Origin of the sequence: Nocardia sp. SYP-A9097 (assembly GCF_009649815.1) — a bacterium.
Classification (GTDB): domain Bacteria; phylum Actinomycetota; class Actinomycetes; order Mycobacteriales; family Mycobacteriaceae; genus Nocardia.
The window spans coordinates 388,473-409,912 of record NZ_WJIC01000006.1 but is presented as its reverse complement, the minus strand read 5'-3'; the positions used below and the strand labels follow the sequence as shown (position 1 = coordinate 409,912).

24 protein-coding genes and 1 rRNA gene are annotated in these 21,440 nt (G+C 64.9%); 1 reads left to right on the top strand and 24 read right to left on the bottom strand.

Annotated features, from left to right (window positions below; all coding sequences use genetic code 11):
- The 22 genes from GFY24_RS16240 to rpmE all read right to left on the bottom strand — a co-directional run.
- Positions 1-115, bottom strand: a 16S ribosomal RNA gene (locus GFY24_RS16240); the annotation flags it as partial.
- A gap of 468 nt (positions 116-583) precedes the next feature.
- Positions 584-1,846 carry a UDP-N-acetylglucosamine 1-carboxyvinyltransferase gene (gene murA, locus GFY24_RS16235; protein ID WP_309230918.1) on the bottom strand — a complete coding sequence of 421 codons (1,263 nt, stop codon included), beginning with the start codon at positions 1,844-1,846 and terminating at the stop codon, positions 584-586.
- A gap of 10 nt (positions 1,847-1,856) precedes the next feature.
- On the bottom strand, positions 1,857-2,450 hold the full coding sequence (locus GFY24_RS16230; protein WP_309230917.1) for a cob(I)yrinic acid a,c-diamide adenosyltransferase: 594 nt from the start codon (positions 2,448-2,450) through the stop codon (positions 1,857-1,859).
- A gap of 35 nt (positions 2,451-2,485) precedes the next feature.
- Entirely contained in the window at positions 2,486-2,905 is a 420-nt protein-coding gene (locus GFY24_RS16225) for a DUF2550 domain-containing protein (protein ID WP_194852893.1), read from the bottom strand.
- 137 nt (positions 2,906-3,042) lie between these two features.
- Positions 3,043-3,729: an MspA family porin gene (locus tag GFY24_RS16220; RefSeq protein WP_153805852.1), complete on the bottom strand. Its 687-nt coding sequence runs from the start codon at positions 3,727-3,729 to the stop codon at positions 3,043-3,045.
- A gap of 27 nt (positions 3,730-3,756) precedes the next feature.
- Complete coding sequence (locus GFY24_RS16215) at positions 3,757-4,023, bottom strand: MspA family porin (protein WP_375336052.1); 267 nt, start codon at positions 4,021-4,023, stop codon at positions 3,757-3,759.
- Between the two features lie 419 nt (positions 4,024-4,442).
- Positions 4,443-4,820, bottom strand: a complete 378-nt coding sequence (locus tag GFY24_RS16210) for a F0F1 ATP synthase subunit epsilon (RefSeq protein WP_153805850.1) — start codon at positions 4,818-4,820, stop codon at positions 4,443-4,445.
- A 6-nt stretch (positions 4,821-4,826) separates the two neighbouring features.
- Positions 4,827-6,269: a F0F1 ATP synthase subunit beta gene (gene atpD, locus GFY24_RS16205; protein WP_153805849.1), complete on the bottom strand. Its 1,443-nt coding sequence runs from the start codon at positions 6,267-6,269 to the stop codon at positions 4,827-4,829.
- A 16-nt stretch (positions 6,270-6,285) separates the two neighbouring features.
- Positions 6,286-7,254 (bottom strand): F0F1 ATP synthase subunit gamma, encoded by a 969-nt coding sequence (locus tag GFY24_RS16200; RefSeq protein ID WP_153805848.1) that lies wholly within the window; start codon positions 7,252-7,254, stop codon positions 6,286-6,288.
- A gap of 58 nt (positions 7,255-7,312) precedes the next feature.
- Positions 7,313-8,953, bottom strand: a complete 1,641-nt coding sequence (gene atpA, locus GFY24_RS16195; RefSeq protein ID WP_153805847.1) for a F0F1 ATP synthase subunit alpha — start codon at positions 8,951-8,953, stop codon at positions 7,313-7,315.
- A gap of 59 nt (positions 8,954-9,012) precedes the next feature.
- A complete protein-coding gene (locus GFY24_RS16190) occupies positions 9,013-9,825 on the bottom strand; it encodes a F0F1 ATP synthase subunit delta (protein WP_153805846.1) in 813 nt (270 codons plus the stop codon).
- 19 nt (positions 9,826-9,844) lie between these two features.
- Positions 9,845-10,396 carry a F0F1 ATP synthase subunit B gene (locus GFY24_RS16185; RefSeq protein WP_153805845.1) on the bottom strand — a complete coding sequence of 184 codons (552 nt, stop codon included), beginning with the start codon at positions 10,394-10,396 and terminating at the stop codon, positions 9,845-9,847.
- Positions 10,397-10,422: 26 nt separating this feature from the next.
- Positions 10,423-10,668, bottom strand: a complete 246-nt coding sequence (locus GFY24_RS16180; protein ID WP_067562316.1) for an ATP synthase F0 subunit C — start codon at positions 10,666-10,668, stop codon at positions 10,423-10,425.
- A gap of 78 nt (positions 10,669-10,746) precedes the next feature.
- Entirely contained in the window at positions 10,747-11,595 is an 849-nt protein-coding gene (gene atpB, locus GFY24_RS16175) for a F0F1 ATP synthase subunit A (protein ID WP_153805844.1), read from the bottom strand.
- Positions 11,596-11,864: 269 nt separating this feature from the next.
- Positions 11,865-12,293 carry a hypothetical protein gene (locus GFY24_RS16170; RefSeq protein ID WP_309230916.1) on the bottom strand — a complete coding sequence of 143 codons (429 nt, stop codon included), beginning with the start codon at positions 12,291-12,293 and terminating at the stop codon, positions 11,865-11,867.
- Positions 12,294-12,304: 11 nt separating this feature from the next.
- Positions 12,305-13,498 carry a glycosyltransferase family 4 protein gene (locus tag GFY24_RS16165; protein ID WP_153805843.1) on the bottom strand — a complete coding sequence of 398 codons (1,194 nt, stop codon included), beginning with the start codon at positions 13,496-13,498 and terminating at the stop codon, positions 12,305-12,307.
- An 11-nt stretch (positions 13,499-13,509) separates the two neighbouring features.
- A complete protein-coding gene (locus GFY24_RS16160; RefSeq protein ID WP_309230915.1) occupies positions 13,510-14,175 on the bottom strand; it encodes an L-threonylcarbamoyladenylate synthase in 666 nt (221 codons plus the stop codon).
- A 63-nt stretch (positions 14,176-14,238) separates the two neighbouring features.
- Positions 14,239-14,541 (bottom strand): type II toxin-antitoxin system PemK/MazF family toxin, encoded by a 303-nt coding sequence (locus GFY24_RS16155; protein WP_153805841.1) that lies wholly within the window; start codon positions 14,539-14,541, stop codon positions 14,239-14,241.
- The gene (locus tag GFY24_RS16150) at positions 14,538-14,792 is read right to left on the bottom strand and encodes a hypothetical protein (RefSeq protein ID WP_153805840.1); all 255 of its coding nucleotides are present in this window, start codon (positions 14,790-14,792) and stop codon (positions 14,538-14,540) included. The genes GFY24_RS16155 and GFY24_RS16150 overlap by 4 nt, the downstream gene beginning before the upstream one ends.
- A gap of 37 nt (positions 14,793-14,829) precedes the next feature.
- Positions 14,830-15,690, bottom strand: a complete 861-nt coding sequence (gene prmC / locus GFY24_RS16145) for a peptide chain release factor N(5)-glutamine methyltransferase (RefSeq protein WP_228566348.1) — start codon at positions 15,688-15,690, stop codon at positions 14,830-14,832.
- A 189-nt stretch (positions 15,691-15,879) separates the two neighbouring features.
- Positions 15,880-16,962 carry a peptide chain release factor 1 gene (gene prfA / locus GFY24_RS16140; RefSeq protein ID WP_153805838.1) on the bottom strand — a complete coding sequence of 361 codons (1,083 nt, stop codon included), beginning with the start codon at positions 16,960-16,962 and terminating at the stop codon, positions 15,880-15,882.
- Positions 16,963-17,174: 212 nt separating this feature from the next.
- Positions 17,175-17,396 carry a 50S ribosomal protein L31 gene (gene rpmE / locus GFY24_RS16135; protein ID WP_040856062.1) on the bottom strand — a complete coding sequence of 74 codons (222 nt, stop codon included), beginning with the start codon at positions 17,394-17,396 and terminating at the stop codon, positions 17,175-17,177.
- A gap of 297 nt (positions 17,397-17,693) precedes the next feature.
- On the opposite strand from rpmE, the gene GFY24_RS16130 reads away from it, so the two are divergent.
- Positions 17,694-18,167, top strand: a complete 474-nt coding sequence (locus GFY24_RS16130) for a hypothetical protein (protein WP_153805837.1) — start codon at positions 17,694-17,696, stop codon at positions 18,165-18,167.
- Here GFY24_RS16130 and rho read toward each other — a convergent pair.
- Both rho and thrB read right to left on the bottom strand, forming a co-directional pair.
- Positions 18,065-20,155, bottom strand: a complete 2,091-nt coding sequence (rho, locus tag GFY24_RS16125) for a transcription termination factor Rho (protein WP_309230914.1) — start codon at positions 20,153-20,155, stop codon at positions 18,065-18,067. The two genes, GFY24_RS16130 and rho, sit on opposite strands and share 103 nt — an antisense overlap.
- Before the next feature lie 325 nt (positions 20,156-20,480).
- On the bottom strand, positions 20,481-21,434 hold the full coding sequence (gene thrB / locus GFY24_RS16120; RefSeq protein WP_153805835.1) for a homoserine kinase: 954 nt from the start codon (positions 21,432-21,434) through the stop codon (positions 20,481-20,483).
- Positions 21,435-21,440: the final 6 nt, after the last annotated feature.

The following is a 21,440-nucleotide window of genomic DNA, read 5'->3' as shown; positions in this document are numbered from 1 at the left end:
ACGTGTTACTCACCCGTTCGCCGCTCGTGTACCCCGAAGGGCCTTACCGCTCGACTTGCATGTGTTAAGCACGCCGCTAGCGTTCGTCCTGAGCCAGGATCAAACTCTCCGTTGAAGACTCTCAACTCCATCCTTGCGGATGTAATTGGAAGAATTAACCAGAGTCCGAAAACCTTGGCAAAATCAAACGCCAGCAAAAAGTATTTGCTGACTAAATGTCCAACCTTCACACACGGGGGTGTGGAAGGCCGGAACCAATAAATTATTGGCACTGACATTCATCGACACACTATTGAGTTCTCAAAGAACACACGCACACAGAACTTCGCGGGCTCTTTGTCCCGGTCGGTCTCAGTGGCTGCTTTCAAAGCTTAACCCCACCAACGCAGCAGAACCAAATCCGCTGATCAGGAGAGCCAATGTGATCAGTCAGGCGCTCGCCGTCCAACCTCGTTTCCCTGACCTCTCGGTCCGGGTTGGTGTCCGTGTCGCTCTGACTCGAATAAAGTTACGTGTTGGTCATTCGCATGTCAAATCGGCTGTTCAGGAGGGGTTTTCGCGAACCCTGCCCGTCATCTGCCGTTCAATCTGCGGTCCCGACCCGCTCGATCTCGGCTCCGAGCGAGCGCAGGTTCTCCACGAAATCCGGGTAGCCCCTGTCGATATGGAAGACATCGTGCACTTCGGTCACCCCATCGGCGACCAGACCCGCGAGCACCAGGCCGGCGCCGGCCCGAATGTCCGACGACCACACCGGCGCACTCGACAAACGCGGAATCCCGCGCACCACAGCATGATGCCCATCGGTGCGGGCATCGGAGCCGAGCCGGATCATCTCCTCCACGAAGCGGAAACGCGCTTCGAAAATGTTCTCGGTGATCATCGAGGTGCCGTCCGCGATCGCGGCCAGGCCGATGGCCATCGGCTGCAGATCGGTCGGGAAACCCGGGAACGGCAGCGTCGAGAAGTTCACCGCGCGCGGACGATCCGACTGCACGACGCGGAAACCGTCCGGCTCGAACGAGATTCGCGCACCCGCGGAACGCAACTTGTCCAGCACCAGGGACAGGTGCTTCGGGTTGATACCCGTCACCCGCACATCACCCTGTGTCATCGCCGCGGCGATACCCCAGGTGGCGGCGACGATCCGGTCACCGATCACGCGATGTGTGGTGGGCGACAACGCGTCCACGCCATCGATCGTCAATACCGAGGTGCCCGCACCGGAGATGCGGGCACCCATACGCGCCAGCATGTTGCACAGATCCACGATCTCCGGTTCCCGCGCGGCATTGTCGATGACCGTCTCCCCCTCGGCGAGCACCGCCGCCATGAGGATGTTCTCGGTCGCGCCGACGGACGGGAAGTCCAGGCGAATCCGCGCACCCTGCAACTGGTCGGCGCGCGCCACCAGGCAGCCGTGCTCGATCTCGCTGGTCGCGCCGAGCAGGCGTAGCCCCTGCTGATGCATATCCAATGGCCGCGAACCGATGGCATCGCCACCCGGCAGCGCGACCACCGCGCGCTTGCAACGCGCCATCAGCGGACCCAGTACACACACCGAGGCGCGGAACTGGGTGACCGCGGGAAAGTCCGCGTGGTACTTGGGCTCCGGCGGGGTCACGATGGTGACCGTCCCGCCGTCGACCGTCACATCACAGCCGAGCCCGCGCAGCACCTCAGCCATCAACGGGACATCGAGGATGTCCGGGCAGTTGGTGATCGTCGTCGTGCCCTCGGCCAGCAGCGCGGCGGCCATCAGCTTGAGGACGCTGTTCTTCGCGCCGCCGACCGCGACCTCACCGACGAGCCTGCTGCCCCCGGTCACCAGAAACCGTTCACTCACGACGGTCAGCCTAGTGGTCCGGCTCCGCGCTCGTGGCCTCTCCGCCCGGCCGCCAGAGGATGTCGCCATCCGGATTGGCCACCCGACCCAGAATGAACAGCAGGTCGGACAGTCGGTTGAGGTATTTCGCCGGCAGCGCGCCGGTGTCCTCCGGGTGCGCGTCGACCGCGGCCCACGCCGAACGCTCGGCGCGTCGAGCTACGGTGCGCGCGGTGTGCAGCAGTGCGGCCAGGGGTGTGCCGCCGGGCAGAATGAACGAATTCAACGGTGCCAGAGGCTCATTGAACTCATCGCACCACTTTTCCAGGCGGTCGATATAGGGCTGGGTGATGCGCAGCGGCGGGTACTTGGGGTCCTCGACCACCGGGGTCGACAGGTCCGCACCCGCATCGAAGAGGTCGTTCTGGATGGCGCGCAACACAGCCAGGATGCGCTCATCGGGATTGCCGAGCGAGATGGCGACGCCGAGCGCGGCATTGGCCTCATCACAATCGGCGTAGGCGATCAGCCGGGGATCGGTTTTCGAAACCCGCGAGAAATCGCTGAGTCCGGTGGTTCCGTCGTCGCCGGTCCGCGTATAGATCCGCGTCAGATGCACACTCACGGGTTCACCCTATTCCCGTCGACGGCCGTGCTCTATTACCGCCGGCGGCGAATGCGCTCCGACGGGCGGGACTCCACCCAGGACAGGAAGGCCGCGAGCGCACCGCGATCGAGGGCGAGCTCGTAACTGCCCTTCTCATCGGAGACCTCGACGATGGCCTCGTCGTTCATGATGTCGAACTCATCGCCCTCGGGCTTGCGGCGACCGGTGCCGACCTCGATGCCGAGCCGGCGAATCGTGCAATCCGGACCCAGCTTGAGACTGGAGAGTTTGTAGAAGACGAGGGTGTCCTCGCCGTAGCGGATCAGACCGTGCCGCCAACCCGCACCGTGCCCGCGCACCGGGAGTACCCGAAGCAGCGCCGCGGTGCCCCCGCGACGCAGCATGATCAGGCGATATGTGGAAGCCAGGGCCAAACCGACAAGCAACAGCACCAGAATGATCAGAACCACCATCCCGGTCCGCAAAGTTGCTCCGTCCCTTCACCTGTCGAGCACGATTCCGGCCGGCGGCCGAGCCCCGTGTTTGGTCGATAGTAGCGACCGTGTGAACACGAGGTTCGGCCATCCACCGAATGTGACGTATGCCCTGCTCAGCCCATGCTGAACGGTTCACCCCAAAGCAGCACATTGCCGATGAACGTCGTCTCGTCGATTTCCACCGCGACGAAGGACCGCGCCTGCGCGTATCCGCCGCAACCGTCCACCGCGAAAGTCTCGTCAACCCAGGTGACACTCGTATGCGGACCCGGAATTTTGTTGTAGCGCTTGTGCGATTCCTGCCCGTAGTCGTCCGGCCGTTCCAGATCCAGCATCGGCTGCACGACAGCCTGGCCCGGACCGAGTGTGATTCCGTCGCCGAGGCTCTGCGACAACGACGGCAAGGTCGTCGGGTTCCAGTCGTCCTCGCCGGCACCGTTGTTGTTCGGACTCAACGAAGCGATATCCACCTGGCAGCCCACGACATAGCCGGGGCTGATCTTGATCGTTGCCGAGGAGGCACTCGGACCGGTGAGGTCCACACTGGCCCGACCGGTCACCCACACATTGCGGTGCACCGGCGTATCACCAAGGGAGCCACTGATCTTCGCTGATTCCCCGTCGATCCGGATGGTCACCGAGGTGCCGTCCTCCAGAGCGCGGGTGATCATTCCGCCCGGCAGCGGAATGAAGGTGTCGGCCCGCGCGGTCCCGGGCCGGCCCGCACCGGCCGCGGCCAGTACCGCCAGCGCCGCTCCGAGAACCCCGCCGAACCGCGCGCGATTTCCCGTGCAGAACATTCGATCCCTTCCTTCGGAGTGGACCCGTCAGCCGATGCTGAACGGCTGGCCGTAGAGAGTCACCTTGGCGTAATCGACACCGATGATCTCGACCATCGACACCTGCCGCGCCTGCGCGAAACCACCGCACCCCTGAATCTCCATCGGAATGTCCTGGTAATTGATGGTGTACGCGCCACTCTTGACGAGCTCGATGTTGTTGATCGCGACCCACCGCACCTGTCCGGGCGACAGCGGAAAACTGAACCCGGCCACGAGATTGGGACTCGCACTGATGGTGACACCCGCGCTCAACTGACCGAGCGCAACCTGACAACCGACGATGTATCCGGACGTGAGGTTGGAAGAACCGTGTGTTCCGGAGCTATTGGTGCCCGGAAAACTCTTCGGACCGTTGTTTGGTCCCACGGTGCCGTCCGGCGTCTCCACCTCCGCGGTGACATTGCCCGCTCACCCAGGAGGTGCGGCCCGGACCGTTCGCCGCGATGGAGGGCGAAATGATCGCTCGCCCGCGTTCGCCGCACCCGGCGAGAAGAATCCGATGCCTACCGCGACAGCCATTGCCGCGATGGTCCATCTACTTATTCGAAGCCCGTTCATTCACCCCTCGCTCATCGTGGGGCGAGGCCACACCCGCTCATAAACGAAAAGAGCGGCGGCTCTGGGATATTTCCCAGAGCCGCCGCTCTTTTGCTGAGTGAAAACTCGCGTATTTAGACCTGTGCGGCCTTCTCCACCGCGCGCAGGCGGCCCTGGGCCTTGGCCTGCGCGTCCGGGCTCGCATCCACATCGGCGAGAACGGCCTTGGCGGCCGCCCCGTCGATATCGGCTGCGAAATCAGCGGATTCGGCGAGCACCCGCACCGAAGTGCCGGTGACCGAGAAGAATCCGCCGTGCACGGCCGCCACAATGCGCTCGTCGCTGTCGGACACGATGGTCACCGTGCCGGCTTCGACCAGCTGACCGAGCAGCGGTTCGTGGCCGGCGAGGATGCCGATCTCGCCCTCCGTGGTCTGCGCCGAGACGAACTTCGCCCGGCCCGACCACAGCAGTCGCTCTACGGCGACCAGATCAACTGACATATCCGCCATGGTGGACTACTTCCCGGCGATCTTCTTCGCGGCCGCCTCGACGTCGTCCAGGCCACCACAGGAGTTGAACGCCTGCTCGGGCAGGTGGTCGAACTCGCCCTTGCAGACGCGATCGAAGTCGTCGATGGTCTGCTCCAGCGGCACAACCGAACCCGGCTGACCGGTGAACTTCTCGGCCACGATGAAGTTCTGGCCGAGGAACTTCTCCAGACGACGGGCACGGCCCACGAGGACCTTGTCGCCTTCGGAGAGCTCGTCCATACCGAGGATGGCGATGATGTCCTGCAGTTCCTTGTACTTCTGCAGGATCCGCTTGACCTCGTTGGCCACCGCGAAGTGCCGGTCGCCGACGATCGAAGCCTCGAGGATACGAGAGGTCGAGGTCAGCGGGTCGACGGCCGGGTAGATACCCTTCTGCGAGATCGGGCGGGAAAGCTCGGTCGTCGCGTCCAGGTGGGCGAAGGTGGTCGCCGGCGCCGGATCGGTGTAGTCGTCGGCGGGGACGTAGATCGCCTGCATCGAGGTGATCGAACGGCCACGGGTCGAGGTGATCCGCTCCTGGAGCTGACCCATCTCGTCCGCCAGGGTCGGCTGGTAACCGACGGCCGAGGGCATACGACCCAGCAGGGTCGAGACCTCGGAACCGGCCTGGGTGAACCGGAAGATGTTGTCGATGAAGAGCAACACGTCCTGGTTCTGCACATCGCGGAAGTACTCCGCCATGGTCAGGGCCGACAGGGCGACGCGCATACGCGTGCCCGGCGGCTCGTCCATCTGGCCGAAGACGAGGGCGGTGTCCTGCAGGACGCCCATCTCTTCCATTTCCAGGTGGAGGTCGGTGCCCTCACGGGTACGCTCGCCGACGCCCGCGAACACCGAGGTGCCGGAGAACTCGCGAGCGATACGGGTGATCATCTCCTGGATCAGCACGGTCTTGCCGACACCGGCACCACCGAACAGACCGATCTTGCCGCCCTTGACGTACGGGGTCAGCAGGTCGATGACCTTGACGCCGGTCTCCAGGATCTCGGTCTTACCCTCGAGCTGGTCGAAGGCGGGCGGCTGGCGGTGGATGCCCCACTGCTCGCCGTCGCGGCCGAGGCCCGGGGTGTCCAGGCAGTCGCCGAGCGCGTTGAAGACGTGGCCCTTGACGACATCGCCGACGGGAACCGAGATCGGCTTGCCGGTGTCGCGCACCTCGACGCCACGCACCAGACCGTCGGTCGGCTGCATGGAGATGGTGCGAACGATGTTGTCGCCCAAGTGCTGTGCGACCTCGAGGGTCAGCGTCTTCGCAACGGACGCGAGCGCGATGTCCACGTTCAGCGCGTTGTAAAGCTCGGGGATGGACCCGCGCGGGAACTCGACGTCCACGACGGGGCCGATGACACGGGAGACGCGGCCGGTGCCAGCGCCCACCCGGGTTTCTTTAGTGACAGCTGCGGTCATTGGTTCTCTTCCGTGTCTAGTCGCGGTCCGAGCTCGACGCCAGCGCGTTGGCGCCACCGACGATTTCCGTGATTTCCTGCGTGATTCCGGCCTGACGCAGCGAATTCGCGGTGCGGGTCAGTGAATTCACCAGATCCGTCGCGTTATCGGTAGCAGCCTTCATCGCGGTGCGGCGCGCAGCCGACTCCGACGCCGCCGCATCGAGCAGCGACGAATAGATCCGAGTGTTGATGTACTTCGGCAGCAGCGCGCCCAGCAGGACGTCCGCATCCGGCTCGAACTCGTACTGAGCCGTCGGCTCGGAGTTCCCGTCGGTGAAGCTGTCCTCACCCAGTTCGAAGTTCTCGTCCACATAGCTCACCTGAATGGGAGCCAGTCGACGGACCTCGGGAACCTGCGACAGCATCGACACGAAACGTGTGTAGACGATGTGCAGTTCATCGACACCGGCCATGGTGCCCTCACCGTTAGGCGCGGCCACCTCGCCGTCGGCGCCTGCCATGAACGCTTCCACCAGGTGGTTGCAGGCGGCGGAGGCGTCGACATAGTTGGGCGACTGGGAGAAACCGGTCCACGCACCGTTCACCTCGCGGCGACGGAAGGTGTAGAAGGTCAGACCCTTCGCACCCATGACGTAGAGCACCGGCTCCTTGCCCTGCGAACGCAGCAGGGTCAGCAGCTCCTCGGTGCGCTTGAGCACATTGGAGTTGTAACCACCGCACATACCGCGGTCACTGGTGATCACCAGTACCGCGGCACGCCGCGCGTTCGGCCGCTCGGTGAGCAGCGGGTGGGTGAGATTGCCACTGGCGCTTGCCAATTCGGCGAGCACCTTGGTGATCTCTTCCGCGTACGGCTTGGCCGCCGCGACCCGGGCCTGCGCCTTGCTGATTCGCGAGGTCGCGATCAGCTCTTGCGCCTTGGTGATCTTCTTGATCGAGCTCACGGAACGAATTCGGGAGCGCAGTTCGCGCACGCTTGCCATTAGCGGTTCACACTCCCTTCATTCCTCGAGTCAGTCAGTCGCATTCGCTTCGCCCGTCTTACTTCTCGACGTGCTTGCGAGTGACGGACAGCGACTCGACCTCTTCGTGATCGAGCTTGCCGGCCTCGGCCTCGTTCACGACACGGCTGCCATCAGAAGCGAGGAAGCCCTGCTTGAACTTGTCGGTCGCGACCTTGATCGCATCGGCGATCTCGCCCTCGATCTTCTTCGAGCCACCCTGAAGGGCATCGAAGGAGGACTGCACGGTGCCGTGCAGGAACTCGAGCAGCTCGCCGTTGAAGCGACGGACATCGCCGACCGGAACCGAGTCGTAGTAGCCGGCGTCGACCAGGAACAGCGAAACGATCTGATCCTCGACCGCGACCGGGGAGTACTGGTCCTGCTTGAGCAGCTCGACCCAGCGGCCACCGCGCTCCAGCTGCGCCAGCGAGGCGGCATCCAGATCGGAGGCGAACGCGGAGAAAGCTTCCAGCTCGCGGTAGGAGGCCAGCTCCAGACGCAGCGAACCGGCGACCTGCTTCATGGCCTTGGTCTGCGCGGCACCACCGACACGGGACACAGAGATACCGACGTTGATAGCCGGACGGACACCCTTGTTGAAGAGGTCCGACTCCAGGAACACCTGACCGTCGGTGATCGAGATGACGTTGGTCGGAATGAACGCCGACACGTCGTTGGCCTTGGTCTCGATGATCGGCAGCGCGGTCATGGAACCGGCACCGAGCGCATCGGAGAGCTTCGCGCAACGCTCCAGCAGACGGGAGTGCAGGTAGAAGACGTCACCCGGGTACGCCTCGCGGCCCGGCGGGCGACGCAGCAGCAGCGAGATGGCGCGGTACGCCTCGGCCTGCTTGGACAGGTCGTCGAACACGATCAGGACGTGCTTGCCCTGGTACATCCAGTGCTGGCCGATGGCCGAACCGGTGTACGGCGCAAGCCATTTGAAGCCGGCCGAGTCAGATGCGGGGGCCGCGACGATGGTGGTGTACTCCATCGCGCCGTGCGCCTCGAGGGCAGCCTTGACGCCCGCGATGGTGGAGCCCTTCTGGCCGATCGCGACGTAGATGCAACGCACCTGCTTGGTCGGATCGCCGGTGGCCCAGTTGGCCTTCTGGTTGATGATCGCGTCGATGCAGACCGCGGTCTTGCCGGTCTTGCGGTCACCGATGACGAGCTGACGCTGGCCACGGCCGATCGCGGTCAGGGCGTCGATGGCGGTGATGCCGGTGGCGAGGGGCTCACCGACGGGCTGGCGCTCCAGCACGGTGGCGGCCTGCAGCTCGAGCACGCGACGCTCGTCGGACTCGATTTCGCCGAGGCCGTCGATCGGGGCACCCAGCGGGTTCACGACGCGGCCGAGGAAGTTGTCGCCCACCGGGACCGAGAGCACGTCGCCGGTACGGCGGACCTGCTGGCCCTCCTCGATGGTGTCGAACTCACCCAGGACGACGGCACCGATATTGGTGTCCTCCAGGTTGAGCGCTACGCCGAGCACGCCGCCGGGGAATTCCAGCAGCTCGTTCGCCATCGCGCCCGGGAGGCCGCTGATGTGAGCGATACCGTCGCCGGTGTCGGTGACGACGCCCACTTCCTCGATGGAGGTTTCCGGGGTGTAGCTCTGGGTGTAGCTCTCGATCGCGCTACGGATCTCATCGGGGGAGATCGTCAGCTCCGCCATGTTCTTCCTGCTCTCGCTGTGGTCTCGAATGTCGGTGTTTTGTTGCGCTGCCGCGGGTCTCAAGCGAGAGACTGGCGCAAGCGCTGCAGTCGGCCGACGGCGCTGCCGTCGATCAGGTCGTCGCCCACACGCACGACGACACCGGCCAGCAGGCTCGGGTCTTCCTGCACGTGCACCGTGACGGGCTTGTCGTAGATGCGCTGCAGCGAGGAGGCCAGGTGCTCCCGCTGCTGCGCCGTCAGGGTTGATGCGGAGCGCACATGCGCCACGATCTGGTCCCGGAGCGACGCCGCCAGGTCGGACAGGTGGTCGAAGGCCTCGCCGATATCGCCCTTCTTGCTGCGGGCGACCGCCTGCTGGACCAGTTCGAGGGTGATCTCCTCGACCTTGCCCGCGAGCAGACGCTGCACCAGTTCACGCTTGGCCGCGGGCGGCTTGCCGTGATCGGTCAGCGCCTGCTCCAGCGTGGGGTTGTCTTCGACGATCCGGCCCAGACGGAACAGCTCGTCCTCGACGGCGCCGAGGCGGCCGCGATCCTCCGCGGCACGCAACAGCGCTTCGCGGCCGAGCAACACCAGGCTGTCGACCAGGTCGCGGGCACGGGACCAGTCCTGTGCCACGGCGGTGGTGAGCACCGTCTGGGTGGCTCCACTGACCTTGCCGCCGAAGAGGCGTTCGGCCAGTTCGGCGCGGGCCGAGCTGGACACCGACTTATCCGCGAGCGCCACACGCAGCGAGCGCTGGTCGTCGAGGACGGCGACAACGGCGAACAGTTCGGAGCCCGTCGTGGCCGCGACGGTGTCGCTTCCGGTCAGAGCGGCCCGAAGAGCTTCCCGCGCACGGGAGCTCGCCTCACGGCTCGCTGCGTACATGCTTCCCACTTTCGGTTCGTTACCTTCCGACCCCGATGCCGGCGTTCGCGTCCAGTTCCTGGAGGAACCGGTCGATCGACGCCGCCTGCTTGGCCTCGTCGGCCACCGACTGACCGATGATCTTCTCGGCCAGGTCGACCGCGGTGCGGCCGAGCTCGGAACGCAGTTCGGTCACGATCTGCAGGCGCTGGGCCTCCAGCTGGGTGTGACCCGACGCCACGATGCGGTCGGCCTCGGCCTGCGCATCGGCGCGCAGCTGCGCCAGAATGGTCTGACCCTGAGTGCGCGCTTCCTCACGAATGCGCGCGGCCTCGAGGCGAGCCTCGGCCAACTGCTCCTGGTACTGCTGCAGGGTGGCCTGCGCCTCGGCCTGGATGGCCTCGGCCTTGGCGATACCGCCCTCGATCTTCTCCGTGCGCTCGTCGAGCACCTTGGTCAGGCGCGGGACGACGTACTTGGCGAAGACAAAAGCGATAACGATGAAGACGATCGCAGACCAGACGATGTCATACGTCTTGGGGACGAGGGGATTGATATCCTCCTCGGCCGCGAGCAAATAAATGCTGTTCATCGTTGATTCCTAGTCTTTTGCCGGAATCAGAAAATGAAGCCGGCGACGAGACCGATCAGTGCCAGGGCCTCGGTGAACGCGATACCCAGGAACATGGTGGTCCGGATGGTGCCCTGCAGCTCGGGCTGACGGGCGATGCCCTCGATGGCCTTACCGACAACGATGCCTACACCGATGCCGGGGCCGATCGCAGCGAGGCCGTAACCGATGGCGCCGAAGCCCTTGGACTTGGATTCGGCAACTTCAGCAGCCAGGTACGAGAGGGTGCTCATGTGTGTTCCATTCCCTTTCTGTCGCCCACCCGCCGGGCGGCGTGTGAAGCAGGTTTGTGGTTCTTGCTATGTGGTTGGTCAGTGAGAGTCGGCGTGCTGCGCCATACCGATGTACACAGCGGTCAGCAGCGCGAACACGTAGGCCTGCAGGAAGACAACCAGCAGTTCGAAGAGGGTGAAGCCGAGACCCGCGAGGAGCGAGAACGGGGAGAACACCTTCATCCACGAGGCGGCGTCGAACAGGAAGAACTGGGTGGCGCTGAAGAACAGCACCAACATGACGTGACCGGCCAGCATGTTCGCCATAAGACGGACGGTGAGCGTGAACGGACGCAGAATGAAGGTCGAGAGGAACTCGATAGGAATCAGCAGCACGTGCAGAGCAGGCGGCACATTCGGCACCACGATGCTCGAGCGCATGTACTTCAGGAAGCCGAACTTCTTGATACCCACGTAGTTGAACGTGATGTAGGCGACGGCGGCCAGCACGATCGGCATGCCGATACGCGCATTGGACGAGATGTTCAGCCCTGGAATGACGCCGGAGATGTTCAGGAACAGCACGGCGAAGAAGATCGACGCGATGAGCGGGAAGAACTTCTTTCCGGATTCCTTGCCCAGCACCTCATCGCAGATCTGTTCCTTGACGAACACCAGACCGGATTCGGCGACATTCTGCAGACCGCGCGGAACCAACCGCGGACGACGGAAAGCCGCGAGCATCACGATGATGAGAACGGCCGCCATGATGATGCGAATGAGCATCAAACGGTCGAGCTCGAAAGGCGTCCCCTCGAACAGCACTGCTGGAGGGAAGAAGTCGTTAAGCGACGGCGCGTGGAACTCGCCCGCCAAAATGGTGACGCTCAGCGTTCTCTCCCGTGGTCGGGCCGCAGGAAATCCTTTTCCTGCGGTTCGATCGGACATTGACGATCTGGTGGTCGACTCAGGTCGGCTCGAAGTTCGTCAGCAGCTGAGGGGCTAAGCCCGGGCGTCTGTACGCGCGTCGGCGACATCGTCGACGGTGCAGAACCGGTGACCCGAAGGGGCCGGTACGGCAGTAAGCATAACCTGTTCTCAGGCGGGTCTCAGGTGACCCCCCCTTGTGCTTCGGTCGGCTACAAGTAAAGAGTTTATCAAGTTATCTACGACAACGTGTAGGGGGTGGCATAAACAGCCGATGAACGGTGTCGTGGTTAGAGCTCACGCTCCGTCTCGACGGTCGGAACCCGTTGCCGCAGAAGGCCGTACGTCTCCGCACCGAGCACGATGAGCAGCGCGCCGACGACCGTCAGGAAGAGCGCGACGGGGCTGTAGAAGTCGAATTGCTTCAGTACCGCGACGATGGCGAGCACCAGCACGATCTTGCCGACCCAGCTGCCGAGGATCACGATGCCCTGTAAACCGGACTCGATCTTCGCGCTGAAGAGCACCGAGGCGGCGGTGGTGAGAATGAAGCCGCCGCCGATGGCAGCGCCGAGCAGCGCGCCCCACAGGCCGGGCATGCCGGCGATGATCGACGACAGAATTGCCGAAACCACCACCAGCACAGCCAATCCCATGAGGCCGTAGCGCAGGGCCGCCCGCAGCGGGGCGTCGGGACCGGGGGTGGAAGGCGTGCTCACGACAGCGAACTCTACCGGGCGGCCATATCCGGACCGCGCGGCGGTTTACGCCCGGCACGCGCCCGCAGCTCCCGCCAGGACGGGACGGAGGTGACGATCAGGGCGAATACCAGGCCGGCCGCGAAGAGCAGGGCGACCACGCGCCGATCCATCAATGACGTGCCGACCGCACCGAATGCGAGCACGCTCACCCACAAGTAGATCAACAACACGACGCGGCGATGCGAATGGCCGATCTGCAGCAAACGGTGATGCAGATGCATTTTGTCCGGGGTGGAGAAACTCACACCGGCGCGAACTCGGCGCACGATGGCAAGAACAAGATCAAGTACCGGAATGAACATGACCGCACCCACCAGCAACAACGGCGACAGCAGACCGACGATGTCGCGCGGGCCGTAACCCTGCAGCGGAATTCGGCCCGAAGCGCCCGTGGAGACCGCGGCCAGCATCAATCCGATGAGCATGGAACCGGTATCGCCCATGAATATTCGGGCCGGCTGAAAATTGTGCGGCAGAAATCCCAGACAGCCACCCGCCAGTGCGGCGGCCAGCAAGGCCGGCGGATACGTATCGGTGGAACCGCCCACTTCGTAGAGCAGCCCGACACTGAAGACGAAAACCGCCACCGACGCAATGAAACCCAGGCCCGCGGCCAAACCGTCGAGACCGTCCACGAAATTCATGGCATTGATGAGCGTGACGGTGATACCGACGGTCACCAGACCACCCTGCAGCGGATCGAGCACCACGGTCTCATTGGTGAAGGGGTTGTAGATGGCCACCCAGGACAGGCCCATCACCGCCATCACCCCGGCCGCGGTCACCTGTCCGACGAATTTGGTGAGCGCGTCCAGACCCCAGCGGTCGTCGATGATGCCGACCAGCACGATGAGCGTGCCCGCGGCGAGCACCGCGGGAATGTCCTTCGGATAGTCGAAGCCGCGGCGCAGTGCGGGCAGTTGATGCGCGAACAGTACGGCCGCGATCACACCCAGGTAGATGCCGAGTCCGCCCATGCGGGGAATCGGCTTCACGTGGACGTCACGCTCGCGCGGTACCGCCACCGCGCCGAAGGTGATGGCGCCCACCCGGATTCCGCCGGTGCTCAGGAAGGTCACCACCGCCGCGACGAACAGCACCAGCAGCAGCTCCCGCAGCGGGACGACCGCGCCCTGGCTGAAAACGCCCTGACTCAACAGCATTTATCGGGCCGTCACCGCGTGCTCTGGGAAAGCAGCTCCTCCGGCGAGATGCCGAGGACCTCCGCGACCTTCTCGGTGGGGACGGCGCCCTCCCGCAGAATGCGCGGGACGTCGGAGGTCAGATCCACGATGGTGGAGGCGACCGCGTGATCGGCCGGACCACCATCGAGGTACACCCCGACCAGATCGCCGAGTTGCGCCTTGGCCTCGTCGACGGTCTTGGCGGGCGGCTGCCCCGAAACATTGGCGCTGGACACCGCCAGCGGTCCGACCTCGCGCAGTACCTCGAGCGCGACCGGATGCAACGGCATCCGCAGCATGACCGTCCCCCGGGTATCCCCCAGGTCCCAGGCCAGCGAAGGCGCCTGCTGCACAACAAGACTCAGCCCGCCCGGCCAGAACGCGCGAATCAACTCGCGCGCCTGCGGCCGCACCGAGAACACCAGTCCGTCGATCGTCGTCCACGACCCGACCAGCACCGGCACCGGCATATCCCGCCCCCGCCGCTTGGCGGCGAGCAGCGCGCTGACAGCCTGACTGTCGAACGCATCAGCAGCCAGCCCATACAGCGTGTCGGTAGGAATCACAGCCAACCGCCCCGACTTCAACGCACTCCGAGCCGCAATCAACCCCGCGGCCCGAGAATCGGAATCGGCACAGTCATAGACGGTACTCACGGCCAACATCTTGGCACGGATCCCTCCCGCCCCCACCGTCGCGGTAGCGCTTGAATCTGCGGGCTACAGCGACAGCGCTGCCGACAGCGCCATATCGACCTGCTCCATCGCCTCCACAGAGGCGCGGCCGACGAGCGTCTCAAAGCGAGCAGGATCGCCGGTCGAGATGCTGCGACAGCGCGCCCAGCCACCGAGTTCGGTACCCAATCCGACCGCAAGCAGCAACAATGCGGGGCTACCTGGCTCGATATCGGTCACGTCCACAATGATCGGAACACCGGCGGTGTTCAATGCTTCGGCCGATACCACCAGGACACGCCTGGTACGCGAGATGGAGCGATAGTCCCAGACTTCACCGCGCCTCATGCAGCATGGCCGGGTCGCCGCTGCTCATCGGCGATCCAGCGGGCGTCACGCTCGGCTTCGATGTCAGCCTGAGCGGTCGCGGCACCTGCTGTGTCCCAATGAGTTTCGGCGGCTGCAGCTCGCTGTAGTAGGTGCTCCATCACCGCCCGAGCGGCCAGCCCCGAGGGCGTGGTGCCTTCTTCTTCCGCAACAGCCTTGAGAACCTCGAGGTAGTTCTCCGGGAGCTTGATGGTCAGCGGCTTCAGCGACATGCGATTCAGTGTACCCATTGGTGCACCGACTGGTGTGCTAATCCAAGATGCGGTGGGCGACGACGAAGCGGGGTTTGCCTGCGAGGTCGGGGTGTTCGATTACCGAGGTGAAGCCTGCGGCGGTGAGTAGGGCGGCTACGTCGGAGCCGTTGGTGTCGTCGTGTTCGATGGCGACTGCGCCGCCGGGGCGGAGGAGGCGGGTGATGTTGGGGATCATGGGGCGGATTACGGAGAGGCCGTCGGGGCCGCCGAAGAGGGCGCGGTGCGGATCGTGGTCGGCTACTTCGGGATCCAGGATCGCGGCTTCGGGGATGTAGGGCGGGTTGGAGACGACTATGTCGACCATTCCGGTCAGCTGTGTGAGCAGGGTCGGGTCGGTGACGTCTGCGGCGTGCAGGTCAATGGGGGTGTCACCCTCGTCGGCCAGTTGCAGGGCGTTGCGGCGGGCCCAGGCCAACGCTTCGGTGTCGAGTTCGACGGCGTGGACTTGGGCATCGGGGCGGGCATGCGCGATGGCCAGGGCCAAAGCGCCTGAGCCGGTGCACAAGTCGACCACGACGGGCTGGTGGGCGTGGCCTACCGCCTCGAGCTGGGCCAGGGCCCAAGCGAAGAGGAGTTCGGTTTCCGGGCGGGGAATGAAGACGCCCGGACCGACCGCCAAGTCGATCTCACCCATCGCCGCGGTGCCCGTAAGGTGTTGCAGCGGAACGCGTTCCGCGCGGCGGGCCACCAGTTTGCGGAATTCCTCGAGTTGGTCGGCGGTCACCATCGGCACCAGGGCCAATCGCATGCGATCGACCCCGAGCACATGTGCCGCAAGGTATTCCGCGTCGGCGCCGGGGCTGTGCACCCCGGCGGACTCGAGAATTGCAATGGCCTCGCGGATCGCTGGACGCAATGGCGCGCGGTGCCCCGCCGCCTCCCCGGAACTTTTGCCGATCAGTGGGAGCCTCGATCCTTCCGTACCGGGCCGCCGGCCAGGTACCACACGAGTTCTGGGGGTACCCCAGGAGTTACCCATATTCTCACGAAATCAGTTGTCCCGTCCCCGACCTGAGCGTTTGCCCGCACCTTGCGACGGCGCGTCTTATTCGGCGGCGAGGCGGGCGGCGCGGTCGGCTTCGCCGAGGGCTTGGAAGAGGTCGTCGAGGTTGCCGTCGAGGACCGAATCGAGGTTGTGCGCCTTGAAACCGATGCGGTGGTCGGCGATGCGGTTCTCGGGGAAATTGTAGGTGCGGATGCGCTCGGAGCGGTCGACGGTGCGGATCTGGGTGGCGCGCCCGGCGGCGGCTTCCTGATCGGCCTGCTCCTCCGCGAGGGCCTGCAGTCGCGCGGCGAGGACCTGCATGGCGCGCATCTTGTTCTGCAGCTGGGAGCGCTCGTTCTGGCAGGTCACGACGATGCCGGTGGGTAGGTGGGTGAGGCGCACCGCGGAGTCGGTGGTGTTGACGCCCTGGCCGCCCTTACCGGAGGAGCGGTATACGTCGACGCGCAGATCCTTGTCCTCGATCTGCACCTCTTCCACCTCATCGGGTTCGGGGTAGACGAGTACGCCGGCGGCGGAGGTATGGATGCGGCCCTGCGATTCGGTGACGGGGACGCGCTGTACGCGGTGCACGCCGCCCTCGAATTTGAGCTTGGACCAGACCCCGTCCAGGGACGGTTCCTTGGCCTTGATGGAGAGAGTTGCCTCTTTGTAGCCGCCCATATCGGTGATATTGGCGTCGAGCACCTCGACCTTCCAGCCGTGGCGTTCGGCGTACCGGATGTACATGCGCGCCAGATCGGAGGCGAAGAGCGCGGATTCCTCGCCGCCTTCACCCGACTTCACTTCCAGCACAACGTCATCCGCGTCGTGGGGGTCGCGCGGTGCGAGCAGGTCGGTGAGGGTCTTCTCGAACTCCTCGACCTGTGCGCGCAGTCCGGGGATCTCGGTGGCGAAGGACGAGTCGTCGGCGGCGAGTTCCTCGGCCGCGGCCAGATCGTCACGCGTGGCGGTGAGCTTGTTGTAGGCCGCCATGATGGGGCCGAGTTCGGCGAAGCGCTTGCCGACCCGGCGGGCCGCGCCCGGATTATTGTGCAGGTCGGGATCGGCCAATTGCGCTTCGAGAGCGCCGTATTCGGCCAGAATGTCGTCGATCGCGTTCGGGGCCGCGGACTTGTCGGCCATCGCGGTTGCTCCTTCGATAGGACTAGGGGCTACACCCACCCCAAGTTCGCGGCCCGCCCCGGTTCTGGACTGACGGAGCGGGGGAGCGAAGCGGAGGAGCGGAGGAGGGAAGAACCGGGGTCACGAGGGCCGCGAACCGCCGGAGCGAAGCGGAGGCAGAAAATACAGCGACGCCCGGCCTGCATGCTGCAGGACGGGCGTCGACAGAGTAGCTACTTGGCAGCCTTGTCGCGCTTGCCGTAGCGGGCCTCGAAGCGAGCCACGCGGCCACCGGTGTCCAGGATCTTCTGCTTGCCCGTGTAGAACGGGTGGCACTGGGAGCAAACTTCGACCGTGATCTGGCCGGACTCCTTGGTGCTCTTGGTCTGGAAGGTGTTGCCGCAGCCGCACACGACCGTCGTATCGACGTACGTGGGGTGAATTCCTGCCTTCATGGTGTCCTTTCGAATGGCGCCGGGTCGCCTCGCGAGGCGTGAACCGGAACCGACTAGGCATGGTTGCCAAACGGAAAGTATAGACAATGCCGGGGCACGAAAAATTCCGGGCCGACCGAGCCGAGCAGTGAACCAACCGACAGGTCGGTTTCGTGTAACCCCAAGAAACTTCGGGCACGCGGGTTCACGGTTCTCGAGCCAGGCTGAAGACGAGTAGTTCGCTACTCGGGAATACGAACACCGTTGTTCATAGAGTGGTTCGCAGGTGAGAGCCTCGCGACTACGGGAAGGACAGCTGTGACCAGGAAGGATGCGGAGATCGCCGCAGGGGTGGTCCTGGGAGCACTGCTGCTGATCGTGGTGGCGGGGTGGTGCGTCCGGCCCGGCGAGTCCGGTCGTGCGGTACGGAACCAAATCCTGGCCCCAACCCCACCGCACGGAGACGGCACACTCACCTACACAGCGGTCACGGTGCCGGGCGCAGATTCCGGCGCCGTGACCGCGTCGATTCTCGCCTTCATGATCTTCGGCGCGGCCTTGATAGGCATGGTGTTCTACGGCCCGAAGCCGGATCGGCTACCCGCGCAGCTACCCGTGAAACGGCAACAGCCCCACCGGAGTGGGGCTGTTGCCGAGCTCAACCAAGCGAAATCGCCTGCGGCCGAACCTTATTCGTCGATCGCGCCCGGGGCCGTCTTGGAGACGGTCATCAGGAATTCGACATTGCTCTTGGTCTTCTTCAACCGGTCGACCATGAGGTCGATGGCCTGATGCGAATCCAGGCCGGAGAGCACGCGGCGCAGCTTGTGCACCACGGCCGTCTCGTCGGGCGACATCAGTAGATCGTCGCGGCGAGTACTGGACAGGTTCACATCGACCGCCGGGAACACGCGGCGCTCGGCGATCTTGCGATCGAGCTTGAGCTCGGCGTTACCGGTGCCCTTGAACTCTTCGAAGATGACCGTGTCACCGGTGGAACCGGTCTCGACCAACGCCGTCGCGATAATGGTGAGCGAGCCACCGTTCTCGATATTGCGGGCCGCGCCGAGGAACCGCTTGGGCGGGTACAGCGCGGTGGAATCCACACCACCGGAAAGGATTCGGCCCGACGCCGGCGAGGAGTTGTTGTACGCGCGGCCCAATCGGGTGATCGAGTCGAGCAGCACCACGACGTCCTGGCCCATCTCCACCAACCGCTTCGCACGCTCGATGGCGAGCTCGGCGACCGAGGTGTGATCGCCCGGCGGGCGGTCGAACGTGGAGGCGATGACCTCGCCGCGCACGGAGCGCTGCATATCGGTCACTTCCTCGGGACGCTCGTCCACCAGCACGACCATCAGGTAGCACTCGGGGTTGTTGGTGGCGATCGCGTTGGCGATGTCCTGAATGACCATCGTCTTACCCGCCTTGGGCGGGGACACGATCAGCGCGCGCTGACCCTTACCGATCGGCATGATCAGATCGATGATGCGCGTGGTCAGCTTGTTCGGCTGAGTCTCCAGCCGCAGTCGCTGATTCGGGTACAGCGGGGTGAGCTTCTGGAATTCCGGACGGCGCTTGGCGGATTCGATATCCGAGCCGTTGATGGTGTCCAGTCGCACCAGCGGATCGAACTTCTGCCGCTGATTGCTCTGATCGCCGTCGCGCGGAGCGCGGACCGCACCGGTGATGGCGTCACCGCGGCGCAGGCCGTTCTTGCGGACCAGGTTCATCGACACGTACACGTCGTTCGGGCCGGCCAGGTAGCCGGAGGTGCGGACGAACGCGTAGTTGTCGAGGACGTCGAGAATTCCGGCGACCGGCTGCAGGACATCGTCCTCGCGGATCTCCAATTCCCTGCTCTCCCGGCTGGTTTCGCCCGGCGCGCCCTCGCGGTCGCGCCCACGGCGACGCTCGCGGAAGCGACGGCCCCGACGGCCGCGGCCACCTTCGTCGTCGTCATCGGCGACGGCGGGTCCGCGATTGCGGTCGCGCTCGCTGTTGCCGCCGCGCGCGGTGCCGTTCTGATTGCTCTGCTGGTTCTGGCCGCCGGACTGCTGATTGTTACTGCGCTCGCGGCGACGCTCACCGCCCTCGGACTCCGACTTGGCTTCGCCGGTGACAGCGGTCTCCGAGACAGCGGCCTCGGTGCCGGCATTGCCGGTGCGCTGGTCGGTGCGCTGATCGCGGCCCCGACGCTGGCGACCGCGGCCGCGCTGGCCACCATCGCGGCTGTCGTCGCCTTCGGCACGGGCGTTGTCGCCCTCGTCCCGCTTCGCCTCACGCGGCTCGGCGGTCTTCTCGGCGGCGCTCTCCCGAGCGGGCGCGGAGTTGTACGTCGGAACGTCGGACTTGACCCGGGCGTTCTCGACCTTCGCGGAGGACTTCTCATCCTGCGCGGGAGCATTCTCGGCCTTGACGGCCTTCGCGGGAGCAGCATCGGCCGGCGCGGATTCCCCGCCGGTCGGCGCGGAATCGCCCTTGCCCTTGGCATTTCGCGCGGTGGTGGCCTTGCCGACCACCGCGGTCGCCTTGGCGCCACCGGACTGATTCTCCTTGATGGCGGCGATGAGATCACCCTTACGCATTCCGGAAGTACCTCGAATACCGAGTTCCCCCGCAAGCGCACGCAACTGCGGCAACAACATTCCAGTCAGCCCCGATCGTGCGATGTCAGTGTGTTCGCTCATCTTCGAAATCTGTCCGGATTCACTTTCGCGATCCGAGGAAGTTGAATCACTTTCCACCCCGGGTGTCGCGAGCAGGTCCGTATCTGTCACGGAAATCCTTTCCTTCCCTCGACTGCCGTGTGCCTTATCGAGGGTTCCTCCTGCAGTCCGGTCGTATGCCGGACTCGGATGCCGTATCGCTTGTCGCGCCGGGTCGATGGGGGTACCACCGCGTGGGCTTCGCCACCGAGTGAAAAGGTGGGAGAGATCATTCCAGTGAACTGGCTACCCCCAAGTTTCGAGCCTCAAGCCTCGAGCCTGAGCAAGGAGCCTCTGGAGCGATTTGCCCTGATGAAGCACCGGCGTCTGACGCGCACGATGTACGGACTCGCTCAGGATAGCTCTCGACCTTTACATCGGCAAGGCAGGCGCGCTGTCAATCCACCAGGACGCCGTCGGCGATGCCCGGTTCGAGCACGCGCAGGCCGTCGGCAATGGCGAGTTCGCGCAGTTCCGCAGGGAATTCGCTGGTCCCGAGGGCCAAGACGGTCGGGCCGGCGCCCGAGACGGTCGCGGCGATGCCCGCTTCCCGCAGGCGTTCGATCCACTTGGTGGTGAGCGGTAGCGCGGCGGCGCGGTAGCCCTGGTGTAGCCGGTCCGCGGTAGCGGGGAGCAGCAGGTCAGGGCGCTGCGTCAGCGCGACGACCGCGAGGGCGGCGCGGCTGGCATTGAAGGCCGCGTCGGTATGCGGGACGGTGTCGGGCAGCAGTCCCCGGGTGTGCGCGGTGGAGGAGCGCTCCTCGGGAATCAGCACGACGGGCCGCAGCGACGGATGTGGTTCCAATCGCACCGCGCGGTAGACGCGAATGTGATGGTCCGCCACGCCATTTGCCTCGGCGGGGCAGTCGGTTTCGGTCCAGGACACCACGATTCCGCCGAGCACGCTGGCGGACGAGTTGTCCGGGTGGCCTTCGAATTCGGCCGCGAGCTGCACCATGACATCATCGCCATAGGCCAGTGCCGCATCGAATTTCGCGGCCAGACCGCGACCGGCGGCGAGACCGCCGACCACCGCCGACGCCGAGGAACCCATCCCCCGCGAATGCGGAATCACGTTGCGGCACAGCACGTCCAGGCCATCCGCCCAGACACCCGCGGCCTGCAGGCCGCGTTCGATGGCACGCACCACGAGATGCGAAGGGCCCCAGGGCACATCGTCCGCGCCCTCACCCTCGACCCGAATGCTCAACCCGGAATCGGTAGTGGTGACCACGATCTCGTCGTACAGCGCCAGAGCGATGCCGAGGGTATCGAATCCCGGACCCAGATTGGCGCTGGACGCCGGAACCCGCACGGTGACGGTGATTCCGGCGGGCAGCGTCCTGGTCATCAATTG

Coding starts and splice junctions, on each gene's coding strand:
- GFY24_RS16225 (WP_194852893.1), bottom strand. CDS start 2,905: ATGGTGGTTCTGATCATTCTGGTGCTGTTGCTTGTCGGTTTGGCCCTG.
- GFY24_RS16220 (WP_153805852.1), bottom strand. CDS start 3,729: ATGTTCTGCACGGGAAATCGCGCGCGGTTCGGCGGGGTTCTCGGAGCG.
- GFY24_RS16210 (WP_153805850.1), bottom strand. CDS start 4,820: ATGGCGGATATGTCAGTTGATCTGGTCGCCGTAGAGCGACTGCTGTGG.
- atpD (WP_153805849.1), bottom strand. CDS start 6,269: ATGACCGCAGCTGTCACTAAAGAAACCCGGGTGGGCGCTGGCACCGGC.
- GFY24_RS16200 (WP_153805848.1), bottom strand. CDS start 7,254: ATGGCAAGCGTGCGCGAACTGCGCTCCCGAATTCGTTCCGTGAGCTCG.
- atpA (WP_153805847.1), bottom strand. CDS start 8,953: ATGGCGGAGCTGACGATCTCCCCCGATGAGATCCGTAGCGCGATCGAG.
- GFY24_RS16190 (WP_153805846.1), bottom strand. CDS start 9,825: ATGTACGCAGCGAGCCGTGAGGCGAGCTCCCGTGCGCGGGAAGCTCTT.
- GFY24_RS16185 (WP_153805845.1), bottom strand. CDS start 10,396: ATGAACAGCATTTATTTGCTCGCGGCCGAGGAGGATATCAATCCCCTC.
- GFY24_RS16180 (WP_067562316.1), bottom strand. CDS start 10,668: ATGAGCACCCTCTCGTACCTGGCTGCTGAAGTTGCCGAATCCAAGTCC.
- atpB (WP_153805844.1), bottom strand. CDS start 11,595: ATGTCCGATCGAACCGCAGGAAAAGGATTTCCTGCGGCCCGACCACGG.
- GFY24_RS16165 (WP_153805843.1), bottom strand. CDS start 13,498: ATGCTGTTGAGTCAGGGCGTTTTCAGCCAGGGCGCGGTCGTCCCGCTG.
- GFY24_RS16155 (WP_153805841.1), bottom strand. CDS start 14,541: ATGAGGCGCGGTGAAGTCTGGGACTATCGCTCCATCTCGCGTACCAGG.
- GFY24_RS16150 (WP_153805840.1), bottom strand. CDS start 14,792: ATGTCGCTGAAGCCGCTGACCATCAAGCTCCCGGAGAACTACCTCGAG.
- prfA (WP_153805838.1), bottom strand. CDS start 16,962: ATGGCCGACAAGTCCGCGGCCCCGAACGCGATCGACGACATTCTGGCC.
- rpmE (WP_040856062.1), bottom strand. CDS start 17,396: ATGAAGGCAGGAATTCACCCCACGTACGTCGATACGACGGTCGTGTGC.
- thrB (WP_153805835.1), bottom strand. CDS start 21,434: ATGACCAGGACGCTGCCCGCCGGAATCACCGTCACCGTGCGGGTTCCG.